At 66.5% G+C, this 15,266-nt stretch carries 14 protein-coding genes and 1 tRNA gene; 5 read left to right on the forward strand and 10 right to left on the reverse strand.

Features of this window, described 5'->3' with window-relative positions; genetic code table 11:
- The first annotated feature begins 86 nt into the window (after nt 1-86).
- The 3 genes from MJ601_RS06545 to MJ601_RS06555 are packed head-to-tail and all read left to right on the forward strand — an operon-like array spanning nt 87 to nt 3,277.
- A complete protein-coding gene (locus tag MJ601_RS06545; RefSeq protein ID WP_491572888.1) occupies nt 87-1,655 on the forward strand; it encodes a M28 family metallopeptidase in 1,569 nt (522 codons plus the stop codon).
- A 46-nt stretch (nt 1,656-1,701) separates the two neighbouring features.
- A complete protein-coding gene (hemB, locus tag MJ601_RS06550; protein WP_242124568.1) occupies nt 1,702-2,697 on the forward strand; it encodes a porphobilinogen synthase in 996 nt (331 codons plus the stop codon).
- A 1-nt stretch (nt 2,698) separates the two neighbouring features.
- Nucleotides 2,699-3,277, forward strand: coding sequence for a gamma carbonic anhydrase family protein (locus MJ601_RS06555; protein WP_242124570.1), 579 nt, complete (start codon nt 2,699-2,701; stop codon nt 3,275-3,277).
- A gap of 24 nt (nt 3,278-3,301) precedes the next feature.
- On the opposite strand, the gene MJ601_RS06560 is transcribed toward MJ601_RS06555, so the two are convergent.
- The 5 genes from MJ601_RS06560 to zwf form a co-directional block, all read right to left on the reverse strand.
- Nucleotides 3,302-3,814, reverse strand: a complete 513-nt coding sequence (locus MJ601_RS06560) for a hypothetical protein (protein ID WP_242124572.1) — start codon at nt 3,812-3,814, stop codon at nt 3,302-3,304.
- Nucleotides 3,815-3,851: 37 nt separating this feature from the next.
- Complete coding sequence (eda, locus tag MJ601_RS06565; RefSeq protein ID WP_242124764.1) at nt 3,852-4,469, reverse strand: bifunctional 4-hydroxy-2-oxoglutarate aldolase/2-dehydro-3-deoxy-phosphogluconate aldolase; 618 nt, start codon at nt 4,467-4,469, stop codon at nt 3,852-3,854.
- A complete protein-coding gene (gene glk / locus MJ601_RS06570) occupies nt 4,469-5,446 on the reverse strand; it encodes a glucokinase (protein WP_242124574.1) in 978 nt (325 codons plus the stop codon). The genes eda and glk overlap by 1 nt, the downstream gene beginning before the upstream one ends.
- A gap of 127 nt (nt 5,447-5,573) precedes the next feature.
- Nucleotides 5,574-7,415, reverse strand: coding sequence for a phosphogluconate dehydratase (edd, locus tag MJ601_RS06575; RefSeq protein ID WP_242124576.1), 1,842 nt, complete (start codon nt 7,413-7,415; stop codon nt 5,574-5,576).
- A complete protein-coding gene (gene zwf / locus MJ601_RS06580; protein WP_242124578.1) occupies nt 7,408-8,868 on the reverse strand; it encodes a glucose-6-phosphate dehydrogenase in 1,461 nt (486 codons plus the stop codon). The genes edd and zwf overlap by 8 nt, the downstream gene beginning before the upstream one ends.
- Nucleotides 8,869-9,071: 203 nt before the next feature.
- On the opposite strand from zwf, the gene MJ601_RS06585 reads away from it, so the two are divergent.
- Nucleotides 9,072-9,156: transfer RNA gene (locus tag MJ601_RS06585), tRNA-Leu, on the forward strand.
- Nucleotides 9,157-9,373: 217 nt separating this feature from the next.
- Here MJ601_RS06585 and MJ601_RS06590 read toward each other — a convergent pair.
- The gene (locus MJ601_RS06590; RefSeq protein ID WP_242124581.1) at nt 9,374-10,519 is read right to left on the reverse strand and encodes an aminotransferase class I/II-fold pyridoxal phosphate-dependent enzyme; all 1,146 of its coding nucleotides are present in this window, start codon (nt 10,517-10,519) and stop codon (nt 9,374-9,376) included.
- A gap of 57 nt (nt 10,520-10,576) precedes the next feature.
- On the opposite strand from MJ601_RS06590, the gene MJ601_RS06595 reads away from it, so the two are divergent.
- On the forward strand, nt 10,577-10,840 hold the full coding sequence (locus MJ601_RS06595; protein WP_242124766.1) for a hypothetical protein: 264 nt from the start codon (nt 10,577-10,579) through the stop codon (nt 10,838-10,840).
- A 3-nt stretch (nt 10,841-10,843) separates the two neighbouring features.
- Here the strand turns inward: MJ601_RS06595 and pgl are convergent, their stop codons facing one another.
- The 4 genes from pgl to MJ601_RS06615 all read right to left on the reverse strand — a co-directional run bounded on the left by pgl (nt 10,844) and on the right by MJ601_RS06615 (nt 15,259).
- Entirely contained in the window at nt 10,844-11,533 is a 690-nt protein-coding gene (pgl, locus tag MJ601_RS06600; protein WP_242124583.1) for a 6-phosphogluconolactonase, read from the reverse strand.
- A gap of 5 nt (nt 11,534-11,538) precedes the next feature.
- Nucleotides 11,539-12,012: a YbaK/EbsC family protein gene (locus MJ601_RS06605; protein ID WP_242124585.1), complete on the reverse strand. Its 474-nt coding sequence runs from the start codon at nt 12,010-12,012 to the stop codon at nt 11,539-11,541.
- Nucleotides 12,009-13,013, reverse strand: coding sequence for a UDP-glucose 4-epimerase GalE (gene galE / locus MJ601_RS06610; RefSeq protein WP_242124587.1), 1,005 nt, complete (start codon nt 13,011-13,013; stop codon nt 12,009-12,011). Before galE ends, MJ601_RS06605 begins: the two co-directional genes overlap by 4 nt.
- A 68-nt stretch (nt 13,014-13,081) precedes the next feature.
- Nucleotides 13,082-15,259 carry a 3-hydroxyacyl-CoA dehydrogenase NAD-binding domain-containing protein gene (locus MJ601_RS06615; RefSeq protein WP_242124589.1) on the reverse strand — a complete coding sequence of 726 codons (2,178 nt, stop codon included), beginning with the start codon at nt 15,257-15,259 and terminating at the stop codon, nt 13,082-13,084.
- Nucleotides 15,260-15,266: the final 7 nt, after the last annotated feature.

Genomic DNA, 15,266 nt, shown 5'->3' on the forward strand with positions numbered 1-15,266 from the left:
GGGTTCCAACCCCTCTTGTTCGTCGCGCGGGATGGGGCAAGATCGTCACGCTTCGACAAAGGGATATGCGGCCGATGCGCACTGGGATGACCACTCTTCTTCTGCTTTCGCTCAGCGGGGCGGCGATGGCGGCCACGGACGATCGGGCTGCGGCCTGGTGGAGCCATGTCCGGACGCTGGCCAGCGATGCCTATGAAGGGCGCGGCACCGGCAAGCCGGGCTATGACAGGGCGGCGGACTATGTGATCGGCCAGTTCCAGGCGCTGGGCCTGAAGCCCGCCGGGGTGGACGGGTACAAGCAGCCCATCGCCTTCGTCGAGCAGGTCATCCTGGCGCAGGACAGCAGCGCCCGGCTGGTCGGGCCGCAGGGCGAAACGCCGCTCGCCACGCCCGCCGACATCATCTTTTCCGGCGGCGGCGGACCCGCGCCGGAGACGGTGAACGCGCCGCTGGTCTTCGCCGGCTATGGCCTCCACCTGCCGGAAGTCGGCCATGACGACTTCGCCGGCCTCGACCTCAAGGGCAAGATCGTCGTGGTCGTCTCCGGCGGGCCTGCCACCATCTCGGGCGCGCTCAAGTCCCATGCCCGTTCCGAACGCGCGCAATGGCTGGCGAAGCAGGGGGCGCTCGGCCTCATCCAGCTCGTCACGCCCAAGCAGGTGGAAATCCCATGGGACCGCCGCGCGGCGCTGGCCAGCCAGCCAGCCCTGTTCTTCCGCGACGCGGCGCTGCGCGACACCGCCAGACCGTTCCTCTCCGCCCAGATCGATCCCGCCAAATCCGCGCTGCTGTTCGCCGGATCGGGGCATGATTTCGCCGATCTCGCCGCGGCAGCCGATCAATCCGCGCCCGTTCCGGGCTTTCCGCTGGTCCAGCGCCTCGACGCGAAGGTGGCGGCCAGACGATCCGACCTGTCGTCGCCCAACCTGATCGCGGTGATGCCGGGGACGGACCCCGCGCTGAAGGATCAATATGTCGTCCTTTCCGCCCATCTCGACGGCTATGGCATCGGCAACCCGATCAAGGGCGACGCGATCTACAATGGCGCGCTCGACAATGCCTCCGGCGTGGCGAGTCTGCTCGAAATCGCCCGCACCCTGCGCGGTGGCAAGGTGAAGCCACGGCGCTCCATCCTGTTCGCCATCGTCACCGCAGAGGAAAAGGGCCTGCTCGGCTCGCGCTATTTCGCCCAGCGCCCGACCGTGCCGCACAAGACGATCGTCGCCGACCTCAATTTCGACATGGCCCTGCCCATCTTCCCGCTGACCAGCGTCACCCCCATCGGCTATGACCAGAGCAGCCTGGGCCGGGACGCGGCAGCGGTCAGCGCGGCAATGAACCTGCCCATCACGCCCGATCCCTTCCCCGACCGCAATGTCTTCATCCGTTCCGACCAGTATAGCTTCATCCGCACCGGCATCCCGGCGCTGTTCTTCAAATATGGCTTCAAGGCAGGCACGCCGGAGGCCGAAATCGAAAAGGCCTGGCGCGCCAACATCTATCATTCGCCCAGGGACGACACGAACCAGCCGGTCATGCCCGCGGAGTCGGTGAAGCTGAACGACTATGTCGCCGCCGTCACCCTGCGCGTCGCCAATGCGCCGGGGCGGCCGGAATGGAACCGGGACAGCTTCTTCCGCCGCTTCGTCCAATAGGCTCCTCGCGCTTGATCCCGGTGGGGGAGCGGCCTACACCCCGGCCATGATCAACGCCTCCTATCCGGCGCTCCGCCTGCGCCGCACCCGCGCCTCGGCCTGGAGCCGGGCCATGCACGCGGAAACCCGCCTTTCGCCCAGCGACTTCATCTGGCCGCTGTTCGTCACCGAAGGGCAGGGGGTCGAGGAACCGATCCGGTCGCTGCCCGGCGTCTCGCGCTGGTCGGTGGACCTGATGGTCGAGCGGGCGAGGGAAGCCCAGGCGGCGGGCATCCCCTGCCTCGCGCTCTTTCCCAACACCCAGCCCGACCGGCGCAGCGACGATGGCGCCGAAGCGCTCAACCCCGACAATCTCATGTGCCGCGCCATCCGCGCGATCAAGGATGCGGTGCCCGACATCGGCATCCTGACCGACGTCGCGCTCGACCCCTACACCGCCCATGGCCAGGACGGCCTGCTCGACGAGGCGGGCTATGTCGTCAACGACGCCACCATCGACGTGCTGATCGGCCAGTCGCTCAACCAGGCGGCGGCGGGCGCCGACATCATCGCGCCCAGCGACATGATGGACGGCCGCGTCGGCGCCATCCGGGAGGCGCTGGAGGAGGAGGGCCATGCCAATGTCCAGATCATGGCCTATGCCGCCAAATATGCCAGCGCCTTCTACGGCCCCTTCCGCGACGCGGTGGGCTCCGGCGGGCTGCTGAAGGGCAACAAGAAAACCTACCAGATGGACCCCGCCAACAGCGAGGAGGCGCTGCGCGAAGTCGCGCTCGACATAGCGGAGGGCGCCGACAGCGTGATGGTGAAGCCGGGCCTGCCCTATCTCGACATCGTCGCGCGGGTGAAACATGCCTTCGCCGTGCCCGTCTTCGCCTATCAGGTGTCGGGCGAATATGCGATGCTGGAGGCCGCCGCCGCCGTGGGGGCAGGGGACCGCGACGCGCTGGTGCTGGAAACGCTGATGGCGTTCAAGCGCGCCGGCTGCTCCGGCGTCCTCACCTATCACGCGCTCCACGCCGCCCGCCTGTTGGGAGCCTGACATGACCGATCATCCCGAAACGACCATCCTGCCCTTCAACGGCAAGACCCCGAAAATCCACCCCAGCGCCTTCATCGCGCCGGGCTGCCGGATCATCGGCGATGTGGAGATCGGTCCCGATGTCAGCATCTGGTATAATTGCGTGATCCGCGCCGACGTGAACTTCATCCATATCGGCGCACGCACCAATATCCAAGACGGCACGGTCGTCCATTGCGACAGCCCCGGCGACCATATCGACGGGCGCCCGTCCGAAGGCTGGCCGACGATCATCGGCGAGGATGTGCTGATCGGCCATATGGCGATGATTCACGGCTGCGTGCTGAAGGATCGCGCCTTTGTCGGCCTGGGCACCATCGTCATGAGCGGCTGTACGATCGAAAGCGACGCCATGCTCGCGGCGGGCGCGCTGCTCTCGCCGGGCCGGACCGTCCCGCACCGCCAGCTCTGGGCGGGCCGCCCGGCCAAATATATGCGGGACCTGCCGGACGAGGCGCTGATCGACATGCGCGAAGGCGTCGAACATTATGTCCATAACGGGAAGGCGCACAAAGGCGCCGTCAAGGCGGCGTCCGCCTGACCGCCTACGCTCTTGCGGGGCGGATCAGGGCTGCGCCAGCCGCCCCTTGAGCGAATCAAGCCGGTCGTTCTGGCTGTCCACGATCGCCAGCGCCGATCCCCGCGCCGCGTCGATCACGTCTACGCCGCCACTGGCCTTGCCCTCCGACACCGCATTGCTGCGCTCGACATAGAGCATATCCAGGCTGGCGAGCGCCGAAACGCTGTCGTTCCGCGCCGACTCCAGCGCACTCAGTTCGGTCTGCGCCGCGACCCAGGCTTCGCTCGACACCGCCGATCCGGCTGCCGCCCTGGCCGCCTTGTCCGCCGATGGCCAGGCCTTGTCGAATGCCGCGCTGCCCGCCTGGGCCTGCGCCGTCAACCGGTCCACATTCCGGACCAGTTCCGGCTCCGGCGCGACCGGCGAGGGCGGCGGTGCCGCCTCGGCAACCGGCGCGTCCTCGATCGCGCGCTTGGCGAGCGACGGATAGCCCTGAAAGGTGCTGGCGCAGCCGGACAGGAACAGGGCCAGATAGGGAAGCAGCCGACGCGGGTTCATAGCTTGCATCTAGGATGAGCCGCGCCGGGAGGCAAGATCAGCGCGGCAGCGCCGCCGCTTCGCGCGCCAGTGCTTCGATCTTCGCCGCATCGACCGGCCCCTTGGGCACGACCCAGCTGCCGCCGACGCATTTGATGAAGGGTTCGGCCAGCCATCCGGGCGCGCTTTCCGCCGTGATCCCGCCGGTCGGGCAGAAGCGCGCGGTATGAAGCGGCGCGGCCAGGGCCTTGAGCGCCGGAAGCCCGCCCGAAGTTTCCGCCGGGAAGAATTTGAAGTGGGACAGGCCCATGTCCATGCCGCGCATGATGTCGCCCGCCGTCGCGGTGCCGGGCAGGAAGGGAATGCCCGCCGCGATCGCCGCCTTGCCCAGCGGCTCGGTCAGGCCGGGGCTGACGATGAAGCGCGCCCCCGCCTCCATCGCCGCATCGAGCTGCGCCGGATTGAGCACCGTCCCGGCGCCGACGACCGCGCCCTCGACCTTGGCCATTTCCCGGATCACGTCCAGCGCCGCAGGCGTGCGCAGCGTCACCTCCAGCGCGGGAAGGCCGCCCTTCACCAGCGCCTGCGCGATCGGCAGCGCGTCCTCGACCCGATCCACCACCAGCACCGGGATCACCGGCGCCAGTTCCATCACCTGTTCAACGCTCAACGCCATCATTTCTTCTCCCGAAAGGCCGCGGCGGCGCCGTACAGCCCGATTTCATCATGCAGGGCCAGGCGGATCGGCACCGATGCCATCAGGCTCTCGAACCGTCCCTTGGCGGTGAAGCGCTGATGGAAACCGCTCTGCGGCAGCCAATCGCGCATGCGCTGGGTCAGGCCGCCCGCCAGCACCACCGCATGCGGCCCCTGCGCCAGCGCCAGGTCGCCCGCGACCGAACCATAGGAGAGCGACAGCCGCTCCAGCGCCGCCCGCGCGAATTCGTCCGTGCCGTCGATGGCGGCCTGCCACAATTCGGCATCCTCCATCAGCACGACCCGGTCATGGCCGATGGTCGCCATCGCCTTGTAGATATTGTTGAGGCCCGGTCCCGACACGATCCGCTCGGTCGACACGCGCAGGAACTTGTCGCGCAGATAGGCGAGGATCTTCTCCTCCAGCGGATCGAGCGGCGCGAAGTCCAGATGCCCGCCCTCGGTCGCGATCACATGCGGCTCGCCATCGTCGAAGGCGATCATCGCGACGCCCAGGCCAGTGCCCGGCCCAAGGATCGTCACCCCGCCGTCGCGCGGGAAGGGCCTGTCCTCCCCGAACAGCAGCGGCAGATTTTCCTGCGGCAGGCGGGCGACGGCATGGGCCACCGCCTCGAAATCATTGACCAGCCTCAGATTTTTGAGGCCCAGTTCCTCGTCCAGCGTGTCCGGGCGAACCGTCCAGCTGCTGTTGGTCAGCTTGATGACGTCGCGTCCGATGGCGGTGGCGAAGGCGATGGACGCCGATGTCGGCAGATCGCCATTGCCGTCCCTGGCCTCGTCCTGCGCAAAGGCTGCCCAGCAGGATTGCAGGCTGGGGTGGTCGGCGACCTTGTATTTCCGGACCTGGCCCAGTGTCGGCACGTTGCGCGCGTCCAGCCTGGCGCGCGCGAAACGCGCATTGGTCCCGCCGATGTCGGCTGCAATGATTTCAGTCATCTTCTCTCTCCGGCGGTCCGCGAGGGAGCCGCCACCATCCCGCCCGAACGAACGGATCATCCTAGAGCGATTTCCAGCCGATGATCCAGAAATCGCGGTAAAACAAAGAAATAGAGTGGCTTACGCCCTAGACTTCGGTTTCCATCGCGGCGAGGACCGGCGAAGCGCCCGCCTCGGCCAGATCGCTATGATGGCGGAACAGCGCGAACAGCTCGCGGCCCGTATCATAGGGGGCAGGGGGCGGCGCCGGAATGTCCCGCGCGTCCCACTCCGCTGCGTCGACCAGCGCCGTGATCTCGCCCGTCTCCGCGCAGACGCGCACCGGATCGCCATCGCGCAGCTTGCCGATGGCGCCGCCGCCCAGCGCTTCGGGCGACAGGTGGATCGCCGCGGGCACCTTGCCCGAAGCGCCCGACATGCGCCCGTCCGTGACCAGCGCCACGCGGAAGCCGCGATCCTGCAATACGCCCAGTGCCGGGGTCAGCTTGTGCAGTTCCGGCATGCCGTTCGCCTTCGGACCCTGGAAGCGCACCACGACCACGACATCGCGCTCCAGTTCGCCATCCTTGAAGGCGCGCAGCACATCGTCCTGATCGTGAAAGACCGCCGCCGGTGCCTCGATGGTCCAGCGCTCCCTGTCCACCGCGCTCACCTTCATGACGCAGCGGCCCAGATTGCCCGACAGCAGCTTCATGCCGCCATCCGGGCTGAACGGGTTGGACACCGGCCGCAGGATCGTCTCATCGCGCGATTCCGGCACATCCTTCCAGACCAGCGCCTCATTCTCCAGCACCGGTTCCTGCCCGTAAGCGGCCAGGCCCTGGCGCGCGACGGTCAGGATATCGCCGTGCAGCAGGCCGTTTTCCAGCAATTCCCGGATGACGTAGCTGATGCCGCCCGCCGCGTGGAAATTGTTCACGTCGCCCGAACCATTGGGATAGACCCGCGCCAGCAGCGGCACGACGTCGGAAATCTCGGCGAAATCGGTCCAGTCGATATGGATGCCCGCCGCCCGCGCCATGGCGGGCAGGTGGATCGCATGATTGGTCGACCCGCCGGTCGCCATCAGGCCGATGATCGCGTTGACGATCGCCTTTTCATCGACGCAGTGGCCCAGCGGGCGATAATCGTCATTATCCTGTCCATCCCTGGCCCAGCCGATGCGCGACAGCTGGTGCACCGCCGCCCGCGTCAGTTCCTGCCGCAGCTTGGTGCCCGGATGCACGAAGGAGGCGGCGGGCATGTGCAGCCCCATCATCTCCATCATCATCTGGTTGCTGTTCGCCGTGCCGTAGAAGGTGCAGGTGCCCGCGCCATGATAGCTGGCGCTCTCGGACTCCAGCAATTCCTCCTTGCCGACCTTGCCCTCGGCATAGAGCTGGCGGATGCGCACCTTCTCCTTGTTGGCAAGGCCCGAGGGCATCGGGCCGGCAGGCACGAAGATGGTCGGCAGATGCCCGAAACGCAGCGCGCCGATCAGCAGGCCCGGCACGATCTTGTCGCAGATGCCCAGCATCAGTGCGCCTTCGAACATGGCGTGGGAAAGGGCAATCGCCGTCGACAGGGCAATGGTGTCGCGGGAAAAGAGCGACAGCTCCATGCCTGCCTGACCCTGGGTCACGCCGTCGCACATCGCCGGAACGCCGCCCGCGACCTGCGCGGTGCAGCCGACTTCCCGCGCCGCCAGCTTGATCTGCTCGGGGTAGCGGCCATAGGGCTGATGCGCCGAAAGCATGTCGTTATAGGCCGTGACGATGCCGAAGTTCATCGCCGCGCCGGTGCGGATGACAGCCTTGTCTTCGCCGCTCGCGGCAAAGCCGTGCGCCAGGTTCCCGCAGGAAAGCTGGTCGCGGTTGGTGCCCGCGTCCCGCCCGCGCTCGATCAGGTCCAGATATTTCCGGCGCGAAGCGGCGCTGCGCTTCACGATGCGGTCGGTGACCCTGGCGATCACCGGGTTGAGATCAGTCATTCCAGCTGGCTCCGTCTCGTTCGATAAGGGCAATGGCTGAGGACGGTCCCCAGTTCCCGGAAGAATAGGGCGAAGGCTTCACGCCCGCCTCCTTCCACCCGTCGATGATCGAATCGATCCAGGTCCATTGGGCTTCCACCTCGTCGCGGCGCACGAACAGGGTCGCGTCCCCGGCGAGCAGGTCCAGGATCAGCCGCTCATAGGCGATGCGGCGGCGCTGCCCGGCAAAGGCGGCGGTCAGCGACACGTCCAGCGTCACCTCCTCCAGATGCACGTCGCGCTCCAGCCCCGGCCTTTTGCTCATGATGAGCAGGCGGATATATTCTTCCGGCTGCAGGCGGATGATGAGGGTGTTCGGCTCCAGCCCGGTTCCGCCGTTGCGTCCGAAAATGGAATGGCGCACCGGCTTGAACTGGATCAATATTTCCGACTGGCGCGTCGGCATGCGCTTGCCGGTGCGCAGGTAGAAGGGCACGCCCTGCCAGCGCCAATTGTCGATATAGGCCTTGAGCGCCACGAAGGTTTCGGTGTCGGACGGCTTGCCCAATTCGTCGGCATAGCCGGTGACGATCTGCCCGCCGACCGCGCCCGGCGTATATTGGCCGCGAACGCTGTGCGTCTTGACCGTTTCGGCGGTCATCGGGCGCAGCGAGCGCAGCGCCTTCACCTTCTCGTCGCGCACGGCGGTCGGGTCCATCCGCGCGGGCGGCTCCATGGCGATGATCGACAGGATCTGGAGGACGTGGTTCTGCACCATGTCGCGCAGCGCGCCGACGCCGTCATAATAGGATACGCGGCCCTCCAGGCCCACGGTTTCGCCCACGGTGATCTGCACATGGTCGATCGCGGTCGCGTTCCACAGCGGTTCGAACATCACATTGCCGAAGCGCAGGGCGAGCAGGTTCTGGACGGTTTCCTTGCCCAGATAATGGTCGACGCGGAAAATCTGGTCCTCGGCGAACAGCGCGCCGATGCCGTCATTGACCTCCTTCGACGACGCCAGGTCCTTGCCGATCGGCTTTTCCATCGCGATCCGGGTCCTAGGCGTGATGAGGCCCGCCTCCGCCAGCCCCTGCGCGGTCGGCGCGAACAGGGACGGGGGCGTCGAAAGATAGACCGACACGCCCTTGTCGACCCGGCCGTCCATCCGGTCGGCGAGCGCCCTGAACTGGTCGGCATCGCCCGCCTGCACCGCCTGATAGACGATCAGGTCGCACAGCTTGCCCGCCGTCTCCGCATCATAGCGGTCGGTGGCCAGGAATTTCTGCAGCGCCTTGTCGATGTCGGCGCGGAACGCTTCGTCGGTGAACTCCGACCGGCCCGACGCGACGATCAGGAAATCGTCCGGCAGCAGGCCGTCGGCCAGCAGATTGTAGAGCGAGGGAAAGATCATCCTGTGCGCCAGGTCGCCGGTGGCGCCGAACAGCAGGAAGGTGGCAGACGGTTCGGTCAAAGGTTGTCCCTTTTCCGTTAAAGTTTCCAGGTCTGCACGATGCCGCCCTTATACGCTGCGGCCTTCGTTACGCAAGCAGGCTATCGCTACAATATTTATCTCGCAACCGCGAGAAGAGAAGTCTGTGGATTTTTGGCTGGACGCTGGGCTTTGATTTTGCCATTTGCGCCTCAGCCCGGCAGTGAAGCTGCTGTATCGGGCATGCGGGCGTGGTGAAACTGGTAGACGCGCCGGACTCAAAATCCGGTTCCGAAAGGAGTGTCGGTTCGATTCCGACCGCCCGCACCATCTTCTTGGCTCCACACATCATGTTGCGTCGGATCTGACGCGGGCCACATGCCCGCCCCTTTGCGCACCCTGCTCCCGAAAGCAAAAGACCCGGCAACCGAAGCTGCCGGGCCAGGAAAAGCTTTCACTTTTTGGGTAAAAGCTTCGGGTCGCGGCGCCGCCATTAACCTTAAATCGTTACGATACCAGAAAAATCTTCCATTCTATCCAAAATGGATCATTTCTTTCCGGCCCCGGCCTTCGCCCCGAACCAGGGGATCATCCGCGCGATCGCGTCCTCCACCCGGTCGGTCGATACGGCAAAGCTGAAGCGGATATGCCGGTGCCCGTCCACCGGATCGAAATCGATCCCCGGCGCCGTCGCCACCCCCGTGTCGCGCAGCAGTTGCTGGCAGAAGGCCAGGCTGTCCTCCGTCAGATGCCCGACATCGGCGTAGATGTAGAAGGCCCCGTCCGGCGGCGCGATCTCCTTCAGCCCCAGCGCGGGCAGCGCCGCCAGCAGCAACTCCCGGTTCCGGCGGTAGGTCGCGACATGCCCCTCCAGCTCGTCGATGCAGTCAAACGCCTTCAGTCCCGCATGCTGTGCCAGCGAGGGCGGCGTCAGGAAGAGGTTCCCCATCCGCGCCCGCGCCGCGTCGATCAGGTCGGGCGGAAACACCACCCACCCCAGCCGCCATCCCGCCATGGAAAAATATTTGGAAAAGCTGTTCACGACGATCGCGTCCGGCGCGAATTCCAGCATGGACCGCGCCGCCTCGCCATAGCTCAGGCCATGATAGATCTCGTCCGACACGATCCGGATGCCCCGCGCCCGGCAGACTCCGGCGATTCGCGCCATCTCGTCCGCCGGAATGATGGTCCCCGTCGGATTGGCCGGGCTGGCGATGATCGCTCCGTCCGGCGCCGGCTCCAGCGCCTCCAGCGCGCCCGCGCCGATCTGATAGCGCTCCGCCGGCCCGCAATCGACCTCCACCGGCTCCAGATACAGCGCCTTCAGCGTATTGCGATAGGCCACATAGCCCGGCCGCGCCGTCGCCACCCTGGCCCCCGGCGCGAACAGGCTGATCAGCGCCAGCACCAGCCCCGGCGAAGCCCCGCAGGTCAGCAGGATCTGCTCCGCCTCGACCGAAACGCCATAACGCTCCCGATAATGCAGCGCGATCCGCTCCTTCAGCGCCGGGCTTTCCCAATAGCCCATCGGGTCGCGGTCCAGCACCGCATGCGCCTCGGCAATGGCGGCGGACGGCGCGCCGGTCGAAGGCTGCCCGAATTCCATGTGCAGGATGGAGCGCCCCTCGGCCTCCAGCCTGTGGGCTTCCCGGCTGATGGCGATGGCGTGGAACGGATCGATCGGAGCAATCATGCCGCCTGCCTAACCGCCCGGCGCAACCATGTCCAATGTGCCGCGTTTCCCGCCGCGATGAACGAAACGATCCTCGACGCCCTGCAATATTATGGCGCCGCCGCCGCCACATTCGCCGCCCTCGTCGTATCGCTCAATCTGGGCCGCCGCATCACCGGCTGGGCCTTCGTCCTGTTCGTGACCTCTTCGATCGCGCTGATCCTCTGGGGTTTTCTCGCAAAGGACAGCGAAGGCATCGGTTTCCAGAATATCGCGCTGCTCGTCATCAACGCCATCGGCGTCTGGCGCTACCTGATCTCGAAGCACAAGCCGCGCGACTGAGCCTCACTCGGAAATCCACACCTCCACCGACACGTCATGCTGGCACAGCGCCACCCGGACCGGCAGTTCCTCGACCGGCCCGCCGGCCAGCGCCCTGTCATAGACCGCCTTCTTCGCCGCCCCGCCGATCTGCAGGAAGATATGGCGGCTGCTCAAAATCGCCTTCGCGCTCAGCGACATGCGCTGGTGCGGCGCGGCGGGCGGCGTCACCGCCAGGGTCAGCGCGGAGGTGGACAGCCCTTCCGCCAGTTCCTTCGCCTCCGGGAACAGCGAGGCGGTATGCCCATCCTCGCCCATGCCCAGCAGCACGATATCCAGCGGCCAGGGCAGCGCCGCAAAGGCCGCCTCGCACGCGGCCTGCCCGGCATAGGCGTCCGCCGCGTCATTCTTCATCGGCACGAATCGCGCCCCGGCCGCTGCACCCTGCAACAGCGTCTCGCGGATCAGCCGTTCATTGCTGTCGGCATGGCCGGGCGCCACCCAGCGCTCATCGACCAGCGTGACGATCACCTTGTCCCAATCGATCGCCGCGCCCGACAGCGCCTCCAGCACCGGCCGGGGCGATCGCCCGCCCGACAGCGCGATCGTCGCAACGCCGCGCGCGGCGATCGCCTCGCCCAGGATCGCGGCGATCCGCCGCGCCATTTCCGCCGCCGCCAGCGCGCCGTCGAGGAACAGATGTTCTAAAGGCATGATCGTCAATTCTCTTCAGGAAGGGTGCAGATATCGATCCACTGCGCGGCGGTCAGCTCCGCCAGCCGCGCCGGTGTCAGTTCCACGGACGTCGTCCGCGATCCCGCCGCCGGAAACACGGTGTCGAAGGCCTGCAGGCCGATGTCGCAATAGACGGGCAGGGGAGAGGCCAGGCCGAAGGGGCACACGCCCCCCACCGGATGCCCGGTCAGGCCTTCCACCTCGTCCAGCCCCAGCATGCGCGGCTTGGCGCCCAGCGCCGCCTTGGCCTTGCCATTGTTGAGCCGGGCATCGCCCCGCGCGACCACCAGCGCCACCGCGTCCCCGACCCGCAGGGACAGCGTCTTGGCGATCCGCGCCGGAACCACGCCCAGCGCCTGCGCGGCTTCATGGACGGTGGCGGTGCTCACCCCCTGATCGATGATCGCGACATCGGGCGCATGGGCGGAGAAAAAGGCCCGGACCGACTCCTCGCTCACTGCCCCCGAATGTCCGTCAGCTTGCGTTCCCAGGCGAGGGCATGGGTGACGATCTGGTCGAGATCGGCATAGCGCGGCGTCCAGGGAAACTCGCCCATGATCGCCCGATTATCGGAAATGAGCGAATCCGGATCGCCCGCGCGCCGCCCCTCCAGCCGCCGGTCGATCTTCAGGTTCGTCACCCGGTCCACCGCGTCCAGCACCTCCAGCACGGAAAAACCGCGCCCATAGCCGCAATTGAGCAGGTAATTCTGCTCCGGTTTCGCCATCAGCGCCTCCAGCGCCAGCACATGCGCCGCCGCCAGGTCGCTGACATGGATATAGTCGCGCACGCCCGTCCCGTCGGGCGTGTCGAAGTCGGTGCCGAACACCGACACATGGCTCCGCTTGCCCAGCGCCGCTTCCACCGCGACCTTGATGAGGTGGGTCGCGCCCGCCGTCGATTGCCCGGTGCGCCCGGCCGGATCGGCCCCCGCCACGTTGAAATAGCGCAGCGCGCAGAAATTCATCGGATGCGCCGCGCTGACGTCGCGCAGCATATACTCCGTCATCAGCTTCGACATGCCATAGGGGTTGATCGGCCGCTGCGGCGTGGTTTCCCTGACCGGGCTTTCCTCCGGAATGCCGTAGGTCGCGGCGGTCGAGGAAAAGATGAAATGCGGCACGCCCACGGTCACGACGCTTTCGATCAGGTCGCGGGTCTTGGCGCTGTTGTTATGATAATATTTGAGCGGATTTTCGACCGATTCCGGCACCACCACCGATCCGGCGAAATGCATCACCGCCTTCACTTCATGGTCGCGCAGCGCCTTCTGCACCAGCGGCTGGTCCGAGATATCGCCCTCGACGAAGGCGACGTCCTCCGGCACCGCCCAACGGAAACCGGTGACCAGATTGTCGATCACCACCACGCCATAGCCCGCGTCGCGCAGCGCCAGAACCGCATGGCTGCCAATATAGCCAGCCCCGCCCGTGACCAGAACCGTCGGTTTTGCGCTCATAAAGAAGAAGGTCTCCCCGGAGATGTCCGGGAAGACCTAAACCACTCACGCGGCGATTTACACCCCAATCATGTTGCGGCGCGAGATGAAACGGGGTGATAGAAGGTTGTGCCGCTGGCCGCCATGTCCCGCAACTGCGCGGTCGGTGCGAAGCGGTCGCCATGCCGTTCCGCCAGCCGCTCCAGCACCGCGACGACATGGCCGATGCCGACCGTGTCCATATGGCTGAACGGTCCGCCGGTATAGGGCGCGAAGCCCCAGCCGAAGATCGCGCCGATATCGCCATCCTCCGGCGTTTCCAGCACGCCTTCCGCAAAGCAGCGGGCGCATTCGATCAACTGGCGATAGAGCAGCCGCTCCTTCACCTCCTCGACATCGGGCTGCACGGCGGCGCGGGGGAACATCTCTTCCAGCCCCGGCCAGAGTTGCTTCCTGCCGCTTTCGGGATAGTCGTACCAGCCCTTGCCGTTCTTCCGGCCCAGACGGCCCAGTTCGACCATCTTCGCCATCACCGCGTCGGACGGCTGCGCCACATAGGCGTCGCCCAGCTCCTTCTTCGCCGCCGTCACGATCTTGTGGCCCAGCTCGATGGACACCTCGTCACCCACCGCCAGCGGCCCCACCGGCATGCCCAGTTGCCGCCCGGCATTTTCGATGAGCGCAGGGTTGATGCCCTCCGCCACCATCTCCACGCCTTCCTGCACATAAGTGCCGAAGCTGCGTGAGGTGTAGAAGCCGCGGCTGTCATGGACGACGATCGGCGTTTTTTTGATCTGGCTGACGAAATCGAGCGCCTTGGCGATCGCTGCAGGTCCGGTTTCCTTGCCCAGGATGATCTCCACCAGCGGCATCTTCTCGACCGGGGAGAAGAAGTGGACGCCGATGAAATTCTCCGGCTTGCTCCACGCCTTGGCCAGCCGGGTGATCGGCAGGGTGGATGTGTTGGAGCCGAAGATCGTGTCCGCGCCCAGCACCTCCTCGACCTTTTTGGTCACTTCGGCCTTGATGGCGACATCCTCGAACACCGCCTCGATCACGAAGTCCGCCCCGGCGAGCGCGGCATAGTCGGTCGTCGGCGTCACGCGGGCCAGCGTCTCGGCCATCTTCTCCGGCGTCATGCCCCGGCCCAGCCGCTTCTTCAGCACTTCCTCGACATGGGCCTTGCCCTTTTCCGCATAGGCCTGGTCGCGGTCGAACAGCACGACCTCCATGCCCGCCTGCGCGGCCACGGTGGCGATGCCCGCCCCCATCATGCCCGCGCCCAGCATGGCGAGCTTCCTCGTCGGCGCCTTGGGCTGGCCCTGGGGCCGCCTTGCGCCGCGCTCGGCCGCCTGCTTGTTGACGAACAGGCTGCGGACCATGTTCGCCGCCTGCGGATCGGCCGCCACCCTGGCGAAATATTTGCTCTCGACCCGGATCGCCCGGTCGATCGGCAGCGATGCGCCCTCGTAGACAGCGGACAGCAGGGCGATGGGCGCATTCATGTTCCGCTGCGTCTGCTTCAGCGTCATCGGCAGCGCGCCGACCATGGTCTGCACGAAGGCCGGATTGAACCCGCCCGCGCCGCCGGGGAATTTGAACGCCTTCTGGTCCCAGGGCTGGACGGAGGCGGCAGGATTGGCCTTCACCCATTCCTTCGCCCTGGCCAGCGCGGTCCCCTGCGGCACGACCTCATCGACCACCTTCATCATCGCCGCTTCGGCCGGGCGGAACAGCTTGCCCTGCAACATGTACATCAGCGCCGCCTGCACGCCCATCAGGCGCGGCAGCCGCTGCGATCCGCCGCCGCCGGGGAACAGGCCGATCAGGATTTCGGGCAGGCCCAGCTGAGTCTTGGGGCTGTCGCCCACCACGCGGCGATGGCAGGCCAGCGCCAGCTCGAACCCGCCGCCGACGCAGCTGCCCTCGATCGCGCAGGCGACCGGCTTACCGCTGGTTTCGAGGCGGCGGAACAGCTGGTTCAGCACGAACACCTTGTCGAAAATATCGGCGGGGGAGGGGCGCTTCCCGCCCTCGCCGACCAGCATGGACCCGAAATATTTAAGGTCCATGCCCGCCATGAAGCCGCTGTCCTTGCCGGACGCGACGACCGCGCCCTTGATAGCCTCCTCCGACGCGATGCGCGTGATCGCGGCGTCCAGATCGGCCAGGAACTCTGGCCCGATGACGTTCATCGACTGGTCGGGCACATCGATGGTCAGCGTGGCAATGCCGTCGGCGTCGATATCGAAGCGGATCGTGTTCATTTGTATC

The sequence above is a fragment of the Sphingobium trunci genome (assembly GCF_022664535.1).
GTDB lineage: Bacteria > Pseudomonadota > Alphaproteobacteria > Sphingomonadales > Sphingomonadaceae > Sphingobium.